At 70.8% G+C, this 18,109-nt stretch carries 17 protein-coding genes; 10 read left to right on the plus strand and 7 right to left on the minus strand.

Annotated features, from left to right (window positions below; genetic code table 11):
• Nucleotides 1–18: 18 nt before the first annotated feature.
• The 3 genes from QRY02_RS08575 to QRY02_RS08585 are packed head-to-tail and all read left to right on the plus strand — an operon-like array spanning nt 19 to nt 4,500.
• The gene (locus tag QRY02_RS08575) at nt 19–1,128 is read left to right on the plus strand and encodes a class I adenylate-forming enzyme family protein (RefSeq protein ID WP_285990955.1); all 1,110 of its coding nucleotides are present in this window, start codon (nt 19–21) and stop codon (nt 1,126–1,128) included.
• Entirely contained in the window at nt 1,125–2,618 is a 1,494-nt protein-coding gene (locus QRY02_RS08580) for an aromatic amino acid ammonia-lyase (RefSeq protein WP_285990956.1), read from the plus strand. The genes QRY02_RS08575 and QRY02_RS08580 overlap by 4 nt, the downstream gene beginning before the upstream one ends.
• Nucleotides 2,619–2,664: 46 nt before the next feature.
• Nucleotides 2,665–4,500 carry an ABC transporter ATP-binding protein gene (locus QRY02_RS08585; RefSeq protein WP_285990957.1) on the plus strand — a complete coding sequence of 612 codons (1,836 nt, stop codon included), beginning with the start codon at nt 2,665–2,667 and terminating at the stop codon, nt 4,498–4,500.
• 163 nt (nt 4,501–4,663) lie between these two features.
• Here QRY02_RS08585 and QRY02_RS08590 read toward each other — a convergent pair whose 3' ends face one another.
• From QRY02_RS08590 to QRY02_RS08615, 6 genes are read right to left on the minus strand one after another with little or no spacing between them, the layout of a single operon-like run.
• Nucleotides 4,664–5,140, minus strand: coding sequence for a hypothetical protein (locus QRY02_RS08590; protein ID WP_285990958.1), 477 nt, complete (start codon nt 5,138–5,140; stop codon nt 4,664–4,666).
• Entirely contained in the window at nt 5,137–6,114 is a 978-nt protein-coding gene (locus QRY02_RS08595) for an alpha-amylase family protein (protein ID WP_285990959.1), read from the minus strand. The genes QRY02_RS08590 and QRY02_RS08595 overlap by 4 nt, the downstream gene beginning before the upstream one ends.
• 21 nt (nt 6,115–6,135) lie before the next feature.
• On the minus strand, nt 6,136–7,410 hold the full coding sequence (locus QRY02_RS08600) for an activator-dependent family glycosyltransferase (protein WP_285990960.1): 1,275 nt from the start codon (nt 7,408–7,410) through the stop codon (nt 6,136–6,138).
• 37 nt (nt 7,411–7,447) lie between these two features.
• On the minus strand, nt 7,448–8,737 hold the full coding sequence (locus QRY02_RS08605) for an activator-dependent family glycosyltransferase (RefSeq protein WP_285990961.1): 1,290 nt from the start codon (nt 8,735–8,737) through the stop codon (nt 7,448–7,450).
• 57 nt (nt 8,738–8,794) lie between these two features.
• The gene (locus QRY02_RS08610) at nt 8,795–9,814 is read right to left on the minus strand and encodes an NAD-dependent epimerase/dehydratase family protein (protein ID WP_285990962.1); all 1,020 of its coding nucleotides are present in this window, start codon (nt 9,812–9,814) and stop codon (nt 8,795–8,797) included.
• A gap of 4 nt (nt 9,815–9,818) precedes the next feature.
• Nucleotides 9,819–10,118: a hypothetical protein gene (locus QRY02_RS08615; RefSeq protein WP_285990963.1), complete on the minus strand. Its 300-nt coding sequence runs from the start codon at nt 10,116–10,118 to the stop codon at nt 9,819–9,821.
• Nucleotides 10,119–10,400: 282 nt separating this feature from the next.
• Here QRY02_RS08615 and QRY02_RS08620 point away from each other — a divergent pair, with 282 nt between their 5' ends.
• The 5 genes from QRY02_RS08620 (at nt 10,401) to QRY02_RS08640 (ending at nt 15,692) form a co-directional block, all read left to right on the plus strand.
• Entirely contained in the window at nt 10,401–11,627 is a 1,227-nt protein-coding gene (locus tag QRY02_RS08620) for a class I SAM-dependent methyltransferase (RefSeq protein ID WP_285990964.1), read from the plus strand.
• Nucleotides 11,628–11,687: 60 nt separating this feature from the next.
• On the plus strand, nt 11,688–12,797 hold the full coding sequence (locus tag QRY02_RS08625) for a DegT/DnrJ/EryC1/StrS family aminotransferase (RefSeq protein WP_285990965.1): 1,110 nt from the start codon (nt 11,688–11,690) through the stop codon (nt 12,795–12,797).
• A 57-nt stretch (nt 12,798–12,854) separates the two neighbouring features.
• Nucleotides 12,855–14,222, plus strand: coding sequence for an NDP-hexose 2,3-dehydratase family protein (locus QRY02_RS08630; RefSeq protein ID WP_285990966.1), 1,368 nt, complete (start codon nt 12,855–12,857; stop codon nt 14,220–14,222).
• 54 nt (nt 14,223–14,276) lie between these two features.
• Entirely contained in the window at nt 14,277–14,888 is a 612-nt protein-coding gene (locus QRY02_RS08635; RefSeq protein ID WP_285990967.1) for a dTDP-4-dehydrorhamnose 3,5-epimerase family protein, read from the plus strand.
• Between the two features lie 243 nt (nt 14,889–15,131).
• Nucleotides 15,132–15,692 carry a hypothetical protein gene (locus tag QRY02_RS08640; protein WP_285990968.1) on the plus strand — a complete coding sequence of 187 codons (561 nt, stop codon included), beginning with the start codon at nt 15,132–15,134 and terminating at the stop codon, nt 15,690–15,692.
• Nucleotides 15,693–16,285: 593 nt separating this feature from the next.
• Here the strand turns inward: QRY02_RS08640 and QRY02_RS08645 are convergent.
• Nucleotides 16,286–17,005, minus strand: coding sequence for an LmbU family transcriptional regulator (locus QRY02_RS08645; protein WP_353068913.1), 720 nt, complete (start codon nt 17,003–17,005; stop codon nt 16,286–16,288).
• Between the two features lie 107 nt (nt 17,006–17,112).
• Here QRY02_RS08645 and QRY02_RS08650 point away from each other — a divergent pair, with 107 nt between their 5' ends.
• Both QRY02_RS08650 and QRY02_RS08655 read left to right on the plus strand, forming a co-directional pair.
• Nucleotides 17,113–17,541, plus strand: coding sequence for a helix-turn-helix domain-containing protein (locus QRY02_RS08650; protein WP_285993800.1), 429 nt, complete (start codon nt 17,113–17,115; stop codon nt 17,539–17,541).
• Between the two features lie 81 nt (nt 17,542–17,622).
• Nucleotides 17,623–18,105 carry a hypothetical protein gene (locus tag QRY02_RS08655; protein WP_285990970.1) on the plus strand — a complete coding sequence of 161 codons (483 nt, stop codon included), beginning with the start codon at nt 17,623–17,625 and terminating at the stop codon, nt 18,103–18,105.
• The last annotated feature ends 4 nt before the right edge of the window (nt 18,106–18,109 follow it).

Raw genomic sequence — 18,109 nt, forward strand, 5'->3', positions numbered from 1 at the left:
CCGTCAAGGAGTTCCCGTATGTGGACCGAACTGACCCCGGCCGAGCTGCTTTCGGCGGACCTGGCCGCGCCGCGGATCGCGGACCGGGCGTGGCTCGTCCGCTGGGACAGGTCCGCACCCGACGCCGAGGAACTCGCGCGGCGGGTGTTGCCGGATCCGGTGGATCTCCGCACTTCCGGCACCACCGGCCCCGGCCGGGTCTGGCGGCGGACCTTCGACCAGCTGTGGGCCGAGGCCGGGCTGCTGGCGGACCTCCTGCGGCCGCGGACGCCGGCCGCGGTGCTGTCCTTCGCCCCGCCACGGCACATCTTCGGCCTGCTGGCGACCGTGCTCGTGCCGGCCCGGCTGGGGATTCCCGTGTGGTACCGGCCCGATCTGTTCGGGCCGATGCCGGAGGAGCAGCACCCGCGGTGGGCGGTGGTGGCGATCCCGTGGGTGTTTTCCCTGCTGCGCCGGAACATCTCCTGGGTGCGTTCGCTGGACCACCTGGCCGTCCTGCACAGCACGGCGACACTGCCCGCCGCCGCCGGCGGCTTCCTCGCCGCGGCGGGCCCCGGCCGGGTCAGCGTCACCGAAGTCTTCGGGTCCACCGAGACGGGCGGGGTGGCGAAACGGGTGTGGGCGGGCGGGAACCCGCCGTGGGAACTGTTCGACGACGTCAGCCTGGTGTCCGGACCGGACACCGGGAGCGGTGCCGAGGTACCGCTCAGGATCGCCGGCCCGCGGCTGGCCGCCGTCCCGGGCGAGCCACCGCCGGCGGACCTGACGATGGACGACTTCGTGCGGCCGGTCGGCGACCGCGCGTTCTCCTTCGTGGGACGGCGGAGCAGCCTCGTCAAGGTCAACGGCCGCCGGCTGGACCTCGACGAGCTGGAGCGGTCCCTGCGCGCCGTGCTGCCGTGTGCGGACCTGGCGCTCGTTCCGGTGACGGACGACCTGACCGGGGAGCACCTCGACCTGCACGTCGTGCCGGAGAACGGGCACGACATCGACGTCCAGGCGGTGCGCCGGCACCTGGGGGTGCTGCCGAGGAAGGTGCTCGTGCGCGATCGGATCGACCGCACGGACACCGGCAAGACCCGGCGCGTGGACCACGCCCGCACCGACGGGACGGGTGCGAACAGGTGAGCGCGCAGCAGCGGCTGGCCGAGCTGGTCCGCGGGGCGGACCCCGGCGTGGTGCTCGAAGGGTGCGACCAGGCCGACGTCGACCGGATGCGGGCCAGCTCGGACACCGTGGACAAGACACTCGCCGCGGGACAGCCGATCTACGGCCTCACCCAGGGGTTCGGGCCCTTGGTGCGCTACCTCGCGGAGTCCGAACTGGAGCAGGGCGGCAGCCTGCTCGCCCACCTCGGCACCAGCCAGGGCCGGCCGCTGCCGCCGGAGGCCTGCCGGCTGATCGTCCGGCTGCGGCTGGAGAGCATGCGCAAGGGCTACTCGGCCGTTTCGCCGGACTTCTGGCAGCGGCTCGCGGACCTGTGGAACCGCGGCTTCGTCCCGGCGATTCCCCGGGAAGGAACCGTGAGCGCGAGTGGTGACCTGCAGCCGCTCGCCTACGCCGCGCACGCCTTCGCGGGCTTCGGCGAGGCCTGGGTGCGGGACGGCGAAGGGCGCTGGTCGGCGAAGCCGGCCAAGGCGGTGCTCGCGGAGCTGGGCGCCGAGCCGGTCGAATGGCCGGTCCGCGAAGCGCTCGCGTTCGTCAACGGCACCGGGGCCAGCCTCGCCCTCGCGATCCTCAACCAGGACTCGACCTCACGGCTCGTGCGGGCCGTGGCGCTGCTGACCGGCCGCCTGGCGGAGCTGCTCGGGGTCAACCCCGAGCCGTACCACCCCGGCGTCGGGGTGGCCCGTGGCCAGCACGGGCAGGCCGAGGTGGCCGGTTGGGTGCGGCGCGAGCTCTCCGCCGGTGCGGAGCGCGCCCCGCACCGGCCGCTGCAGGAGCCCTACAGCCTGCGCTGCGCCCCGCAGGTGCTCGGCGCGGCGCTGGACCAGCTCCGGTTCGCCGGCGAGGTGCTGCTGCGCGAGGCCGAAGGCTGCACCGACAACCCGCTCACCTACGACGGATCCGTCCTGCACGGCGGCAACTTCCACGCGATGCCGGTCGGGTTCTGCTCCGACCAGACCGGGCTGGTGCTGCACCAGGTGGCCTACCTGGCCGAGCGGCAGCTGGCCATGCTCTGCGACCCGGCGACCAACGGCGGGCTGCCGCCGATGCTCACCCCGCGCCCCGGCCGGGGTTGCGGCCTCGCCGGGGTGCAGCTGAGTGCGACGTCGTTCGTCGCCCGGATCAGGCAGCACGTCTACCCGGCCTCGCTGACGAGCCTGCCCACCAACGGCTGGAACCAGGACCACGTGCCGATGGCGCTCAACGGCGCCAACGCGGTCGCGGAGGCGGCCGAGCTGGCCTGGCTGATCGTCGGCTCGCTGGCGGTCGGCGTCGCCCAGCTGACCGCGTCGCTGGGCCGGGAAGCGGGAACCGCGGCGCCGTGGGCGGCGCTGGCGGAGCTCTCCCCGCCACTGGCGGCCGACCGGCCGATGGCCGGTGAGGTGCGCGCCGCGGCCCGGCTGCTGTCCGAGGCCGTGGCGGGGCCGCCGGCGGCCGGAGCGGCCGAGTGAACCGGAACCGAGCCACGTCCGCAACACCCACGCCAGGAGGTGCCAGGTGACAACGAGCAAGGCGGCGGGAACCGGAACCGAAGGCGGTTCGGTGTTCGAACCGTCGGCGTGGCGGGACCTGCTCTCCTACATCCGGCCCTACCGCGGGCTGCTGGTGGCGGGCGGGGTGCTCAGCACCCTCGGGAGCTTGATCGGGCTGGTCCAGCCGGTGGTGACCAAGCAGCTCATCGACTCGCTCTCCGACGGCAAGGCGGTGACCGGTCCGATCATCCTCCTGACCGGAGCCGTGCTGCTCGGCGCGCTGATCAGCACGGTCGGCTCGTACCTGCTCGGGCGCAGCGCCGAATCGGTGGTCCGCGACTCCCGGCGCCGCCTGGTCGGCCGGATCCTGTGGCTGCGCATCCCGCAGACGGCCAAGTTCCCGCCCGGTGACCTGATGTCCCGGGTCACCGCGGACACGACGCTCCTGCGGGAGGTGGCGAGCCAGGCCCTGGTGGACTCGGGCCGGGGCCTGCTGATGTTCATCGCCATCCTCACGATGATGTTCCTGATGGACCCGGTCCTGGTGCTGGTGACGCTGGGCGTGCTGGTCTTCGCCGGCATCCTCATCGGACTGGTGGTGCCGTTCTTCGCGCGGTACAACGAGCGGGTCCAGACGGCCGTCGGCGAGATCAGCAGCACGCTGGAGCGGTCGCTCGGCGCCTTCCGGATGATCAAGGCGGCCGGGCTGGAGCCGCGGGAGGAGGCCAGGGCCGTCGACGCGACGACCACGGCGTGGAAGTACGGCGTGCGGCTCGCCTGGCTGCACGGGCTGGTCGGCGCCTGCGCCACGCTGGCGATCCACGTGTCGTTCCTGGCCGTCCTGGGCATCGGCGGCGCCCGCGTCGCGACCGGGCAGATCGAAATCGGCACGCTGGTGGCCTTCCTGCTGTACCTGTTCTACCTCCTGGAACCGGTCGGTTCCCTGCTCGAGGCGGCGTCGAACCTCAGCGCGGGACTGGCTTCCGCGCGGCGGATCCGCGAGGTGCAGCAGCTCGAGGTCGAGCCGAAACCCGAGGCGGAGCTGGCCCGGATCGCCAACGGGAACGGCTTCGCGGGTGGCGGGCCGGCGAACAAGGAGCCGGCGTCGGTCAGCTTCCGGGAGGTGGCCTTCCGCTACCCGGGGACCGAGCCGCTGGTGCACCAGGAGGTGACCTTCGAGGTGCCGCCCGGCGGGATCACCGCGCTGGTGGGCCCGTCGGGAGCGGGCAAGTCCACGGTGTTCGCGCTGCTGGAACGGTTTTACGAACCGGACGGCGGCCGGATCCTGCTGGACGGCCACGACGTCCGGGACTGGCCGCTGTACCTGCTGCGGGCGGCGATCGGCTACGTCGAGCAGGACGCCCCGGTGCTCGCCGGCACGCTGCGCGAGAACCTGCTGATCGGCGTCCCGCACGCCGAGGAGGCGGACATCGAGCGGGTACTGCAGCGCACCCGGCTCGACCGGCTGGTCGCGAAGCTCCCGGACGGTATCGACACGGCCGTCGGCCACCGGGGCAACACGCTTTCCGGCGGCGAGCGGCAGCGGGTCGCGGTGGCACGGGCGCTGCTGCGGCGCCCGCGGCTGCTGCTGCTCGACGAGGTGACCTCCCAGCTGGACGCGGTCAACGAGCTGGCGCTGCGCGAGACGGTCGCCGAGGCGGCCCGCGAGCTCACCGTCGTCGTCGTGGCGCACCGGCTGTCCACTGTGGTGCAGGCCGACCGGATCGTCGTGCTGGACGCTGGGAGGGTGCGCGCGGTCGGCACCCACCACGAGCTGATCAAGAACGACCCGCTGTACAACGAGCTGGCGACCACCCAGCTGCTGGTGTCCGACGACGCGGAGCAGACCGCCGTGGGGTGAGAGCGAGCCGGCCGAAGCCCACCGGAGGGAAGCCTCCGGTGGGCTTTCGGTGTCTCCGGGCGGACCGGATGGTCGTCAACCGCTGCGGGCCCAGCGTCCGCAAAACGACCGAACCCACCGGAGGCGGACCTCCGGTGGGTTCGACGTCGGAGCGGTGCGGGGGTTACTCGACGAACACCGGAGTCAGCGACAGCGGAAAATGGACGCGACCGGCCCGGACTTCGACGGGGACGGGCTTGCCCAAAGCGTCCGTCGCCCGCGCGTCGGGCGCGGTCCATGCGCAGTCGAACGGGATCGGCGGCTCGTCTTCGCCGTCGAAGTCGTCACGCCGGTGCCAGGCGACCAGCAGCGGGCCGCGGCCGGACCGGCTCACCTCGAACACGTAGCGGTCTTCCTGGCCGGGAACGTCCACCCTGGACACCTGCCGGACGTCGCCGAGGAGCTCGGTCAGCAGCGCCATGGTGTCGCCGGCCGGGTAGCGGCGGCCGAGCCGTCCGTCCTCGTAGTCCACCAGGTTGAACTTGCCGAACAGCAGCTCCATCACCTGGTACGGGTTCCGCGGACCGGGCCGGTCCGGGCCCAGCTGCCAGCACGCCGTCCGGCGCACGCCCGCGGACAGGGCCAGCAGGTTGCGCATCACCAGGTCACGGCAGTTCCAGCGGTGGCGCTTCTCTTCCAGTTCCGGGGACAGCCGACCATGAACATCTGCAGCAACGGCGGCATGACGGACATCCGCCGGTAGAGCGCGACCATCGCGGGCTCGCCCGTCGCCCGCCACTCCTGCTCCAGGGTGCCGTCCGCCTCGGCCGTCTCGTCCGTCGCCCCGACGCCCGACAACAGACCCGACAGGCGCGGCCTGAGCTGGGGGAGCGCGAACGGGAAGGGACCGTTGTACTCACCGAGCACGACCGGCTTGGCCAGGCCGTGCTCCGCCAGCATCCGGTGCGCGGCCGCCACGATCACCGGGGTCAGGTAGGGGTCGCCGTAGGGGTGGACGTCGAACACGTCGAACCAGGCGCCGCCGCCGGCAACGATCTTCTCGACGTAGGCGACGGCCTCCTCGTCGACCTGCTCACCCTCGACGGGAAGCGCGTCCGGCGGAGCGCCGCCGACGACCACCAGCGCCTGCGGGTCGACCTCCCGCACCACCTGCGAGAAGACCTCGAGGTGACCGAGGTAGTCCTCGGGGGAGCCGGTCCAGAGGAAGTCCACGCACGGCTCGTTGTCGCACTGCCACATCCGGACCTTGCCGCGGCACCGCGTGACCAGCTCACGCACGAACCGCCGGTACTGGGCCAGGTCCAGGGCGGGGGAGGCGGGCAGGGTGGGGTTCGGGTGCCGCGTCGCCCAGGTCGACGTGGAGTACACGGTGACCCAGAGCTCGTCGGAGTCCGTCATCTGGTCCAGCATCGCGTCGACGGCTTCCCAGGTGAACTCGCCCGGCTCCGGCTCGATCTGGGACCAGTACAGGTACATGCGGATGGTGCGGGCCCCCAGCTCCCGCACGACCGGCATGAACACCTCCGGCCCGGTGTGGATCCCGTAGGTGAGCCCGCGGGACACGCCGAGCCGGACGTCCGGCAGCGGTCCGGTTCCCTGGCTACCGGTGGTCATCGTCGCTTTCTCCTCCGCCGCTCAGGTCCGGGCGCGGTGCTCGGACACCAGGTCTTCCAGCTCGCCGACGAAGTCGCTCGGGGCGGGCATGGCCAGCATTTCGTCGCGCAGCCGGACGCTGCCCTCGCGGAAGGCGGGTTCGGCCAGCAGCCGGACGAGGTGATCGCGGACCAGGTCCCCGGTCGCCTCGTTCGAATGGATCGTCAGCCCGGCTCCCTGGCCGGCGAGCGAGGCGGCCAGCCGTGGTTCGTCGAAGTGGACCGGGAGCGCCAGCTGGGGCACCGCGTTCAGCGCGGTGGTGCACAGCGTGCCGAACCCGGCGTGGTTGATCACCGCCGAGCAGGTCGGGAGCAGCGCGTGCAGCGGCACGAACGAGACCGCCCGGACGTTGTCCGGCAGCGTGCCCAGCTCGTCCCGCACCCGGTCCGCGATGGTGGCGACGATTTCGATGTCCAGTTCGGACAGTGAGCCGAGGATCTGCTTCAGGTCCACGGTGTAGCCGTTGAAGCGTTCGACGGCGCTCAGCCCGAGGGTGAGCAGCACGCGGGGCCGCTCGGGCGGTCGCCGCAGCCAGTCCGGTACGGTCGCCCGCCCGCCGTACGGGACGTAACGCAGGTCCAGGTAGCGGATCCCGGGCGCCGGCATCCGCAGGGACGCCGGGATCTGCTCGATGGTGAACTGGCCGGTGATCATGTCCTCGGAGAACTCCGCACCGAACCGCTCGGCCTGGCCACCGAGCCAGTTCGCCATCGGATCGTCGCGCCGCTCCGCCGGCTGCCGGTTCATCACCTCGAGGAAGTGGTGCCGGGCCATGCCGAAGACGTCGAGCCCCCAGCTGATCCGGCCGTGCGCGGCACCGGTGGCCTTGGCCGCGATCGCTCCCGCGAAGCTGGTGGGTTCCCACAGGATCAGGTCCGGCTGCCAGTGCCGGGCGAACTTCACCAGCGGGTTGATCATCGGCACGTTCTCCATCTTGTGCCACCAGGTGACGGCGAAGTCGTACCCCTTGTTCAGGTAGGTCCAGATCCGTTTCCGGGGCACGTCGACCACGTCGTAGGGCTTCGGAAACCCGGCACGGGCGGCCGCGAGCTTCTCGGGCTCGATGCCGAGCACGCGGTACAGGCCGTGGTCCCGGCCGACCGGGACCGCCGTCAGCCCGGCCTCGGTGACGACGTCGTTCAGCCCGGGCTGGCTGGCCACCCGCACCTCGTGGCCCGCGGCGCGCAGGGCCCAGGCCAGCGGGACCATGCCCAGGAACATGATCTTCTCGGGGTAGGTCACGAAGAGCACGCGCACGGGTTCCGTCCTTCGAGGTCGGTGAGCGGGACCGCGGTCAGCCGCGGTACTTTTCGGCGAGCTCGGCCAGCTCGCCGACGATGTCGCCGGGGGCGGGCATCCCGAGGATCTCCGCGCGCAGCCGTCCGACGCCGTCCCGGTAGGACGGTTCCGCCAGCAGGGTGCCGACCGCCTCGCGGACCGTGGGCCCGGTGGCGTCGGAGGGCTCCGTGCACAGGCCCCCACCCAGCTCGGCGAGCCGGCGCGCGGTGTACCACCCGTCCGCCTGGTCCGGCAGGATCAGCTGCGGCACGCCGGAAACGGTGGCGGTGGCCATGGTGCCGGCGCCGGCGTGGTGCACGATAACCGAGCACGTCGGGGCGAGCACGTGCAGCGGGGCGTAGGCGACCACCCGTGCGTTGTCCGGGACGCGGGTCAGCTTGTGCTGCTCGCTTTCGGCGATGGTGGCCACGACCTCGGCGTCCAGGTCGGCCAGCGAGTCCAAAATGGACTGGACGTCGACCATGTAGCCGCCGAAGCTCTCCGACGAGGTCAGGCCGAGCGTGATGGCGACCCTCGGCCGGGTGGGCGGCTCCCACAGCCAGGACGGGACGACGGCGGGACCGCCGTAGGGGATGTAGCGGACGGACACCGAATGCAGGCCGGTTTCCACGCGCTGGGACGGCGGGAGCTGCTCGACGGAGAACTGACCCGTGGTCATGTCCTCGGAGAACTCGGCCCCGACCTTCGTGGCCTCGTCGCCGAGCCAGGCGGCCAGCGGGTCGTCGCCGCGCTCGTCCGGGCGCGCGGCCCGTTCCCGCACGTACCGGGTGCGCCAGCGGCCGTAGAAGTCCAGCCCCCACAGGAACCGGCCGTGCGCCGCCCCGCACGCCTTCGCCGCGATCGAGCCGGCGAAGCTGGCCTGCTCCCACAGGATCAGGTCCGGCTGCCAGAACCGGGCGTAGTCCACCAGCTCGCCGACCATCGAGTGGTTGGCGTTCCTGGCCGCCTTGACGATCTCGGGGTTGGCGCCGGCCAGGTACTCCCAGGTGACCTCGGCCGGGTCGTCCGGCATGTCGAACGGCGGGAACACCCCGCGGCGGATGCGTTCGTAGCCCGCCGGGTCCAGCTCGGCGAACCGCTTCGTCAGGAACCGGTTCGCCGCCGTCCAGAGGTTGTGGTCGGTGCCGACCGGCACCGCGGTGAGGCCGGCCTGGGTGATCACGCCGGCCAGCTTGGGCTGGCTGGCGACGCGGACCTCGTGGCCGGCCGTGCGCAGCGCCCACGCGAGCGGCACCATGCCGAGGAAGTGGGTTTTCTCCGCATAGGAGACGAACAGGACGCGCATGGCTTTCCTCTCTGGACGACCCGGGCGGGCCGGGCTCGGAACCTCCGGTGCCGCCGGTCAGGGCCGTGGCGCGGAGGCATCGCGGGTCAGCGCGGCGGCCAGGTCTTCCAGCGCCGCGCGCAACGGCACGCGGGCCGACCAGCCGGTGATGTCGTGGAAGGGAGCGGGGTCGCCGACGAAGTCCACCGCGTCGGTCGGGACCGCGCCGCCGGGCGCGCCGACCGGGGTGATCTCCACCGGTGGCTTTCCGGTGTGCTCGGCGGCCACGCGGGCGACGAGGCCGAACAGCTCGGCGATGCTGGTCCCGGCCCCGCTGCCGAGGAGCCAGTGCCGCCCGGCGAGCCGGTCCGCGTGGTCCAGCGCCGCCACGAACGCGCGCGCGGCGTCGTCGACGCAGACCAGATCCCGCCGGGCCGTCCCGCCGTACCAGAGCGAGAGCGGTTCGCCGGCGAGTGCCCGCCGCATCATGGTGGCCGCCACCCCGCGGTCGAGGGACGGGTCGTCCGTTCCCCGGCTCACCAGGGTGGGCAGCCGGAGGGTGGTGGCGCGCACGACACCCGCCGCCGTGGCGGCTTCGAGCGCGAGCTCGGCAGCGGCTTTCTGGCGGTCGTACGCGGTCTGCGGCACGTCCTGCTCGGTGCCGTCCAGTGTGCCCGCCCCGCCGGTGCCCACCTGCGAGGTCGAGCCGGCGAAGACCACCACCGGCGGCCGGGCGGGGCGGTGCTGCCGGAACACGCCGATCAGGTCGCGCACCAGGCCGGTGTTCACCCGCTCCGCGGCGTCGCCTTCGTCGGCCGCCCGCCAGGTCCGGGCGCCGGTGATGTAGGCGACCAGGTGCACCACCGCGTCCGCTCCGGCGACGACCCGGGCGAGCTCGCCCGGGTCGGTCAGGTCGGCGGTGCACACCTCGACCTCGGCCACGGGGTCGGGTGGCACGGTGGCGGGCCGCCGGGCCACGGCCCGCACCCGCACCGGGCGGGCGGCCAGTTCCCTGGTCACCGCCGTTCCCAGCAGGCCCGAGGCGCCGAGCACGACGACCAGCGGCCGCGAGACACCCTCCGTCACGGCTTCCCCCACGCCTTCAGTTTTCCGTCGCGCCGGCGCCGGCGCCCTCGGTGGAATCCTGTTTCGCGGCGATGGTGACGATGATTTCCGCGAATTCCGCGAAATCACCGTTCCGGTAGCCTTCGCCGGATCGGTAGGGCTGCAGGTCTTCGAACAGCTTGACGTTGTAGATGTTCTCCAGTTCCAGCACGATCTGGACCAGGTTGAAAGAGTCGAGATCCCGGATCGAGTCCGGGGCCTTTCCGTCGTCGGCCTGCTCCTCGTAAATCATCCTGGCCGTCTCGATGAGTGTCCTGGTCACCTCGTCCTTCTGCAACAACACAGCTCGGACCACCTTTCTGGTCGCCGATCCGGATCCTGGTGCGTCCCGCCGGCGGGACAGGCAACGCCCGCCGCCGGCCGCACAGGGTGATTTGCTGCGAAGGTAGCACCGCCGCCGAGTCGCGGACAATCACTCGCGACCGGCGTCGCGGATGGCAATTGCCGCTTGTTGAATCCCGGGTGGACTTCGTGGAAGATTGCCGCAGAATCGGTTGTCTTCCGTACTGCGCCACACCCGCATTCCGCACCGTCCGGGTTCGAGGGCAAGGAGAAAGAAATGTCGGCCACGTCCCAGTGCCGTATCTGCGACGGCACCGTCCACGAGTTCTTCGACTTCGGGCGCCAGCCGCTGTCCGACGCGTTCGTCGATCCCGCCGCCACCGGCGACGAGTTCTTCTTCCGGCTCGCGACCGGGATCTGCGAGTCGTGCTCGATGGTGCAGCTCATGGCGGAGGTGCCGCGGGACAAGATGTTCCACGAGGACTACCCCTACCTGTCCTCCGGTTCGACCTTCATGCGCGAGCACTTCGGCAAGCTGGCCGAGCGCTTCCGCACCACCGAGCTCACCGGAGCGGACCCGTTCGTGGTCGAGCTCGGGTGCAACGACGGCGTCATGCTGAAAGCACTGGCCGAAGCCGGGATCCGGCATCTCGGCGTGGAGCCGTCCGGCGGCGTGGCCAAGCTGGCCGCGGCGAAGGGGATCAACGTCCGCAACGACTTCTTCGAGGAGTCGACGGCGAAGGACATCGTCGCCACCGAGGGCCGGGCCGACGTCATCTACGCGGCGAACACCCTGTGCCACATCCCGTACATGTCGTCGATCCTGCGCGGCGTCACCACCTTGCTCGCGCCGGGCGGGGTGTTCGTGTTCGAGGACCCGTACTTCGCCGACATCGTCGAGCGCACGTCGTTCGACCAGATCTACGACGAGCATTTCTTCTTCTTCACCGTGCAGTCCGTGCAGGCGATGGCCGAGCACCACGGGCTCGAGCTGGTGGACGCCGAGCGGCTGCCGGTGCACGGCGGCGAGGTGCGCTACACCCTCGCGCTGCCCGGCACCCGGACGCCGACCCCGGCCGTCGCGCGGCTGCGGGCCGAGGAGCAGGAACGGAAGCTGGCGGACTTCGAAACGCTCCGGCGGTTCGGTGACAACGTCCGGCAGAACTGCGACGATCTGGTGGGCCTGCTCGAAAAGCTGCGCGACGAGGGCAAGCGCGTCGTCGGCTACGGCGCCACGGCGAAGAGCGCCACGGTGCTGAACCACTGCGGGATCGGGCCCGAGCTGCTCGCCTTCGTCAGCGACACCAGCCCCACCAAGCAGGGCCGGCTGACGCCGGGCTCGCACATTCCGGTGCGGCCGCCCGCGGAGTTCGCCGACCCGTACCCGGACTACGCGCTCCTGCTCGCCTGGAACCACGCCGAAGAAATCATGGCGAAGGAGCAGCAGTTCCGCGAGGCCGGGGGCAAGTGGATCCTCTACGTCCCCGAGGTGCACGTTGCCTGAAGACCGCATCCGCACAGCCGAAAACCCGAACCCGACGCACCGTGGAGGTGGGACGCGACCATGACGCAATTCGTGTGGGGATATGTCCGGGAGTACGAGGACGAACGCGACGACATCCTCGACGCGGTCGACTCCGTCTTCCGTTCGGGCCGGCTCGTGCTCGGCCCGAGTGTCGAGGGGTTCGAGCAGGAGTTCGCCGGCTACCACGGCGTGCCGCACGGCGTGGGGGTCGACAACGGCACCAACGCGATCGTCCTCGCCCTGCGCGCCCTCGGCGTGGGCGCGGGCGACGAGGTGATCACGGTGTCGAACACGGCCGCGCCGACCGTGGTCGCGATCGACGCGGTGGGGGCGACACCGGTGTTCGTGGACGTCCGCGAGGAGGACTACCTCATGGACGTCGGCCAGATCGAGTCGGCCATCACCGAGCGCACGAAGTGCCTCCTGCCGGTGCACCTGTACGGCCAGTGCGTCGACATGGCTCCGCTGGAAGCGATCGCGGCGCGCCACGGCCTGCCGATCCTCGAGGACTGCGCGCAGTCCCACGGCGCCCGGCACCACGGCCGGATGGCCGGGTCGATGGGCAAGGCGGCCGCGTTTTCCTTCTACCCCACGAAGGTGCTCGGTGCCTACGGGGACGGCGGCGCCGTCATCACCGCCGACGCGCAGGTCGACGCCGACCTGCGAAGGCTGCGCTACTACGGCATGGAGGACGTCTACCACGTCGTCGAGACGCCCGGGTACAACAGCAGGCTCGACGAGGTGCAGGCCGAGATCCTGCGCCGGAAGCTGAAGCGGCTCGACGGCTACCTCGCCCGGCGGCGGGAGATCGCGGCCCGGTACGCCGAGGCGCTCGACGGCTCCGGCCTGGTGCTGCCGGCGGTCGCCGAGGGCAACGAGCACGTGTACTACGTCTACGTGGTGCGCCACCCCCGGCGCGACGACGTGCTGGCCGCGCTGAAGGAACACGACGTGGCCCTGAACGTCAGCTACCCCTGGCCCGTGCACACCCAGCGCGGCTTCGCCCACCTCGGCTACGGGAAGGGTGCGCTGCCGGTCACCGAGAAGCTGGCCGGCGAGATCTTCTCGTTGCCGATGTACGCCTCCTTGGCGCCCGAGGACCAGGACAAGTTCATCGCCGTGTTGCTCGATGTCCTGGCGCGGCTCTGACGAACGAGGCGCCCGTTCCCCGCGTCCGGGCGCCTCGCAAGGGAAAGGAGGTGCCCGGTGACCGAGCGAGCCATCACCGCGCCGCCCCAGGTGTCCCGGCGGATTCCGCTGCCGGGAACGACGAGCGGCGGCCCGGACGCCGTGCTGTCCACCCTCGAGGACTTCGAGCGGTGGTGGGCGGAGCGGCACCGGGCCGGCCGGTTCGAGGTGGATCGGGTCCCGCTCACCGAGCTGGACGCGTGGCACTTCGACCCGGGGACCGGAAACCTCGGGCACGAAAGCGGCCGGTTCTTCACCGTCGAGGGGCTGCAGGTCCGGTTCGGCGGGGTCGTCGAACGGTCCCAGCCGGTCATCCACCAGCATGAGATCGGCGTGCTCGGCATCCTGGTCAAGGAGATCGACGGCGTCCCGCACTGCCTGATGCAGGCGAAGATGGAGCCGGGCAACGTGAACGTGCTCCAGCTGTCGCCGACCGTGCAGGCGACCAGGAGCAACTACACGCAGGTCCACCGCGGCGCGCAGACCCGCTATCTGGAGTACTTCACCGGGCTCGCTCGCGGCGAGGTCCTGGTCGACGTGCTGCAGTCCGAGCAGGGCGCCTGGTTCTGGCGCAAGCGCAACCGCAACCTGGTCGTCAAGGTCGGCGGCGAAGTGCCGGTCGCGCCCGACTTCCGGTGGCTGCCGCTGCCGCTGGTGCACCGGCTGCTGCGGATCGACAACCTGGTCAACATGGACGCGCGCACGGTGCTGGCCTGCCTGCCCCCGGCCGGCACCGCCGGCGCGCCGGGTACCGCCCGGCACCCCACCGCGGACATCCTCAGCTGGTTCACCGAGGCGAAGACGCGCTGTGACTGGCACGCCCGGCTGGTCCCGCTGGCGGAGGTCGGCGGCTGGGCCGTCACGGGCGGCGAGATCGTGGACGACGAGCGGCGGCAGTTCCGGATCACCGGGGTGCGGGTCACGGCGGGGAACCGGGAGGTGACCCGGTGGACGCAACCGTTGCTGGAGCCGCGCGGCCAGGGGCTCGCCGTGTTCGTCACGAAGCTGATCGACGGCGTGCGGCACGTGCTCGTCCAGGCGCGTCCCGAGATCGGCTTGCTCGACCTGGTGGAGATCGGGCCCACCATCCAGCTGTCGCCGGGCGAGGACGCCGGCGGGATCGAGGACCCCCTCGTCCGGGAGGTGGCGCGCGGGAGGCTGGGCCGGACGCGCTTTTCCGCGGTCCTGTCCGAGGAGGGCGGCCGGTTCTTCCACGCCCTCACGCGGTACCGCGTCGTGGAGGTCGGCGAGGAGTTCGGGACCGAACCTTCGCCGGACTACTGCTGGGTGGCCGACTGGCAGCTCACCGAACTGCTGCGGCACGGCCACTACGTCAACATCGAGGCGCGCAGCCTGCTCGCCTGCCTGCGCAGCCTGCCGTACTGACCGAGCGCGGGCTCGTCAGGTCGTCATGTCGTCACGTCGTTATGGAGGAACGCAATGTGGTCGCGTGAGCTGGCCGTGGAGGGCGCGATCGAGTTCACGGCGCGGAAGTTCCCCGATGACCGGGGGTTCTTCGTCTCGCCGTACCAGCGGCCGGCCTTCGTCGAGGCGGTCGGCGTGCCGCTGGCGTCGGTGGCCCAAACCAGCTACAGCTGCTCGCGGCAGGGGGTGATCCGGGGCGTCCACTTCACCACGACCCCGCCCGGCTGCACGAAATACGTGTACTGCCCGAAGGGCGCCATCCTCGACTTCGTGGTCGACCTGCGGGTGGGGTCGCCGACCTTCCGCCGCTGGGACTCGGTCGTGCTGGGACCGGAGGACTGCCGGTCGGTCTACCTGCCGTTGGGGGTGGGGCACGCGTTCTTCTCGCTGGAGGACGACAGTGTGATGACCTACCTGCTCTCGGAAAGCTACGCCCCCGAGCAGGAGCTGGGCCTGGCCGTCCTCGACGCGGCGCTCGGCCTGCCGATCCCGGACGGGCCGCTCATCATGTCCGAACGCGACCGGGCCGCACCGACCCTGGCGGAGGCGATGAACGCCGGAATCTTGCCGGACTACCAGGTTTGCCGAGCCCTCGAGAAGGCCCCGGCCGGGGTCCTGGATTCGTGACCGCGGGGATCCGGCGGCGGCTCGAACCGGGCGCCGGTGGCCTTCAGCAGCGGTCGCGGGGGCGCTCCCCGTTTCCAGCCTATCGCTCGGCACCGACAGTTTTCGGAGCGATGCCGCGGTTGTTCTGTTCGGGCGAAGATGGCGGTGTTCAGGGTAGTTGGCGGAGGTAGTGGCGGAGTTCGGGGTTAGATGGCGGGCCGGTGATCAAGGCTCGGGGCGGGGTCACTGCTTATGCTCGGTGTTGTGAAGCATGGACAACTTCCGCGCGGCGGGAAGCCAGCCGTCGCCCTGGACGAGATCGAGGCCAGCATCGAGGCTGCCTGGCAGGCGTTCCAGGCGGGCTTTGACGTCGTGGCCGGCAGCTCGGACGAGACATCACTGGCCGAGGCGGTGCTGCTAGACCCATCGGAGTTCGAGTGGCGTGTCGTGGATGGCGCCTTGAACCGTCTCACCTGCCAGGATTGTCACAGCACCCTGGGCGCCGGTCAGGTGGGATGTCATCGATGCGACCAAGCGAACGGGTACCGGTTTGCTGCCAAGGAGATCGACCGCCCGCACGTGCCCCCGGGCAATGAGCACGCGCTCCGCGTCGCATCCGCAGTAGCGCGAACCAGACACCGATACAGCCCTCAGGCGCGGTGCGGCTATGAACTGGCCCTCCCGAGCCTGCTCGACGGGGACCTGCCGACGACCGCCGAGGCTCAAGCGAGCAAGGCCGCGATCAACAAACTCAGTGACGCCGAACTGGACTCGGTCACGTCGCTATCCGACGTAGTGGCCCGGAGCACCACCGCGACAGGATGACCGGCGAACCCGACTAACACCTCGTTCAACGCCGGCACCACGACCACTCTCGCCTGAGAAGCAGTCCTCGGCGACGCCGCTGCGCAGCCACCGGACATGGAAGGGTCGGCTATCACCCACCGGCGAACAACCAGCCCTGTCACACGAGCGACCACGCAGGCGCTACACGAGAACGGCTACGCTCGACGAAGCGCCGACACCACCGCGAAGCTCGGAACCGGACCCACCCACGGAATCCGCCAACTAGGTCCGGACATCGCAACCCACCGTCGTTCGCACCTAGTTGGCGGACCGCAAGTCAGCAGCCTCGTTCTCCGCCAACTTCACCCGGACGGGACAGCGGTGCCGGTGCCGGAGCAACGGCACCGCGGTGTCTTGTGCCTGCGTCGCCGCGGTGCCCGCGTTGCGCACGGTGCCTGGTTCCTGCGGTGCCGCGGCGCCCGCGTTGCGCACGGTGCCTGGTTCCTGCGGTGCCCGCGGTACCGCAGGCGCGCTGAGTGCGGTGCAGCCGTGCTCTCGCAACGACCGAAACCCAGCCGGCCGGATCGCCCACCGCAAAGCGGGCGACCCGGCCGGCCGTTCCGGTGCCGCGGTCAGCCGGCGGAACCGCCGGCCGGTACCGCGGACTCCGCCGCGCCGTCCAGTACCGCGACGACCCAGGCCACGAAATCCGTTTCGGAGGTCGACTCCGCCGCACGCATCCAGCGTTGTTTCTGGCTGAGCGGCACGGTCACCTGGATCCTCAGCGTCGGGTCCGTGCCGTCGTCCTCACCGGAGCCGAGCCGGCGGCTGGCCCGGACGCGGTTGCGCAGCTCGTTGCGCGACCAGCCGAACCGCTCCGCCCGTTCAAGCCACCGGTCCTGGTCCGCGGGGGCCAGTGCGGCGAGTTCGGCGTGGTGCTGGAAACTCACCGTCGCCCGCCGGCGGTGCACCGCGAACTGGCGGGCGACCCAGGCGTAGTTGCGGAGTGTCTGGTAGTCGAGCGACGTTTCTTCGATCGCTTTTTTGTAGAGGTTCGGATACTTGTCCTGGCCGTAGATCAACCAGTCTCCCAGCCACCAGGAGGACGACTCGGACAGCGCGTTGATCTGGTGGCCGATCCGGCTCCATTCCTGGATCGGAGTGTCCGGTGGCAAACTGAAACTGGTCCGTCTCGTCATGGCGGTCGGTGGCAGTGGCGGCTGTGCGGCGCCGGGTTCCCGGCGCTCAACTCTGCCTGCGGTGAGCTGTTGTCCACTTGCTGTCCCCATCTGGACTCCCCAGTAGCGAATCGCCCGTGGTTCACGTGAGTTCATGTTCGCTCTCTCGATCATAAACTGGCGTAAGAACCAACGTCAACTGAGGTGGACCTGGGCGGTGTCCTCGTCCCCACCTCAGCTGGTGGATCAGTTAGACTGAGCGCGTGCAAGAGGAGGAATCGATGCCGCAGTCTTCTCCGGGTGGCGAACGAACCCTTGCCGCGAAGATCGACCACCTGTTCCGCACAGTGCGGCCGCGCAGCGGCAAGGAGTACAGCTTCGAGGAAGTCGCCGAGGCCATCCGCGGCAGTGACGGCGCGAGCATCTCCGCCACCTACCTCTGGCAGCTCCGCAAAGGCGTGCGCGACAACCCGACCCGGCGGCACCTCGAAGCACTGGCCCGTTTTTTCGGTGTTCCGCCGGCATATTTCTTCGACGAGTCGACAGCCACGCAGGTCGACGCCGAACTGGCTTTGCTCGCGGCCTTGCGTGACGCGTCGGTGCGGCAGATCGCGTTGCGGGCTTCTGGCTTGTCGCCCAAGACGTTGAGCGCGATAACCCAGTTGGTCGAGCGCGCACGGGAAATCGAAGGATTACCCGACGAGGGTTGAGGAAAAGGTGCCGGCCGGTCACACGGGCCACCGCGATTCGGGCACTATGGGCAAGGGGGAGCTCGTCCTGGGGGAGGTGTGATGGTGTGGACCCTCCGGCGGCTGCGCCGTCGGTGCGAGGCCATCGCGGCGGAACTGCCGCTGACGAATCCCTTCGACGTGCACGATCTGTGCCGGCACGTGGCACAGCGCCGGGGACGCCCGATCCACCTCGTGCCGATCACCGGAATGGGCGAGGCGCACGGCCTGCTGATGTCCACCGACTCGGCGGACCTGATCTTCCACGAGGTCGCCACCTCGTGGCCCCACCAGGAACACATCATCCTGCACGAACTGAGTCACCTGCTGTGCGGCCACTACTGTGAAGACCTGACCGCGGCAGGCGAGATCCGCGCGCTGATCCCGCACCTGGACGCCAAGACCATCCGCAGCATGCTGGCGCGCACCTCCTACCAAGCCCCGGAGGAGCTCGAGGCCGAACTGCTGGCTTCGGTGGTGCGGCAACGGGCGGAACTGGTCGGGCCCGACGGGATCAACAGCCGGATCAGGGCCGCCTTCGACTGATCAC

The organism is Amycolatopsis sp. DG1A-15b (assembly GCF_030285645.1).
In the GTDB taxonomy this organism is placed as follows: domain Bacteria; phylum Actinomycetota; class Actinomycetes; order Mycobacteriales; family Pseudonocardiaceae; genus Amycolatopsis.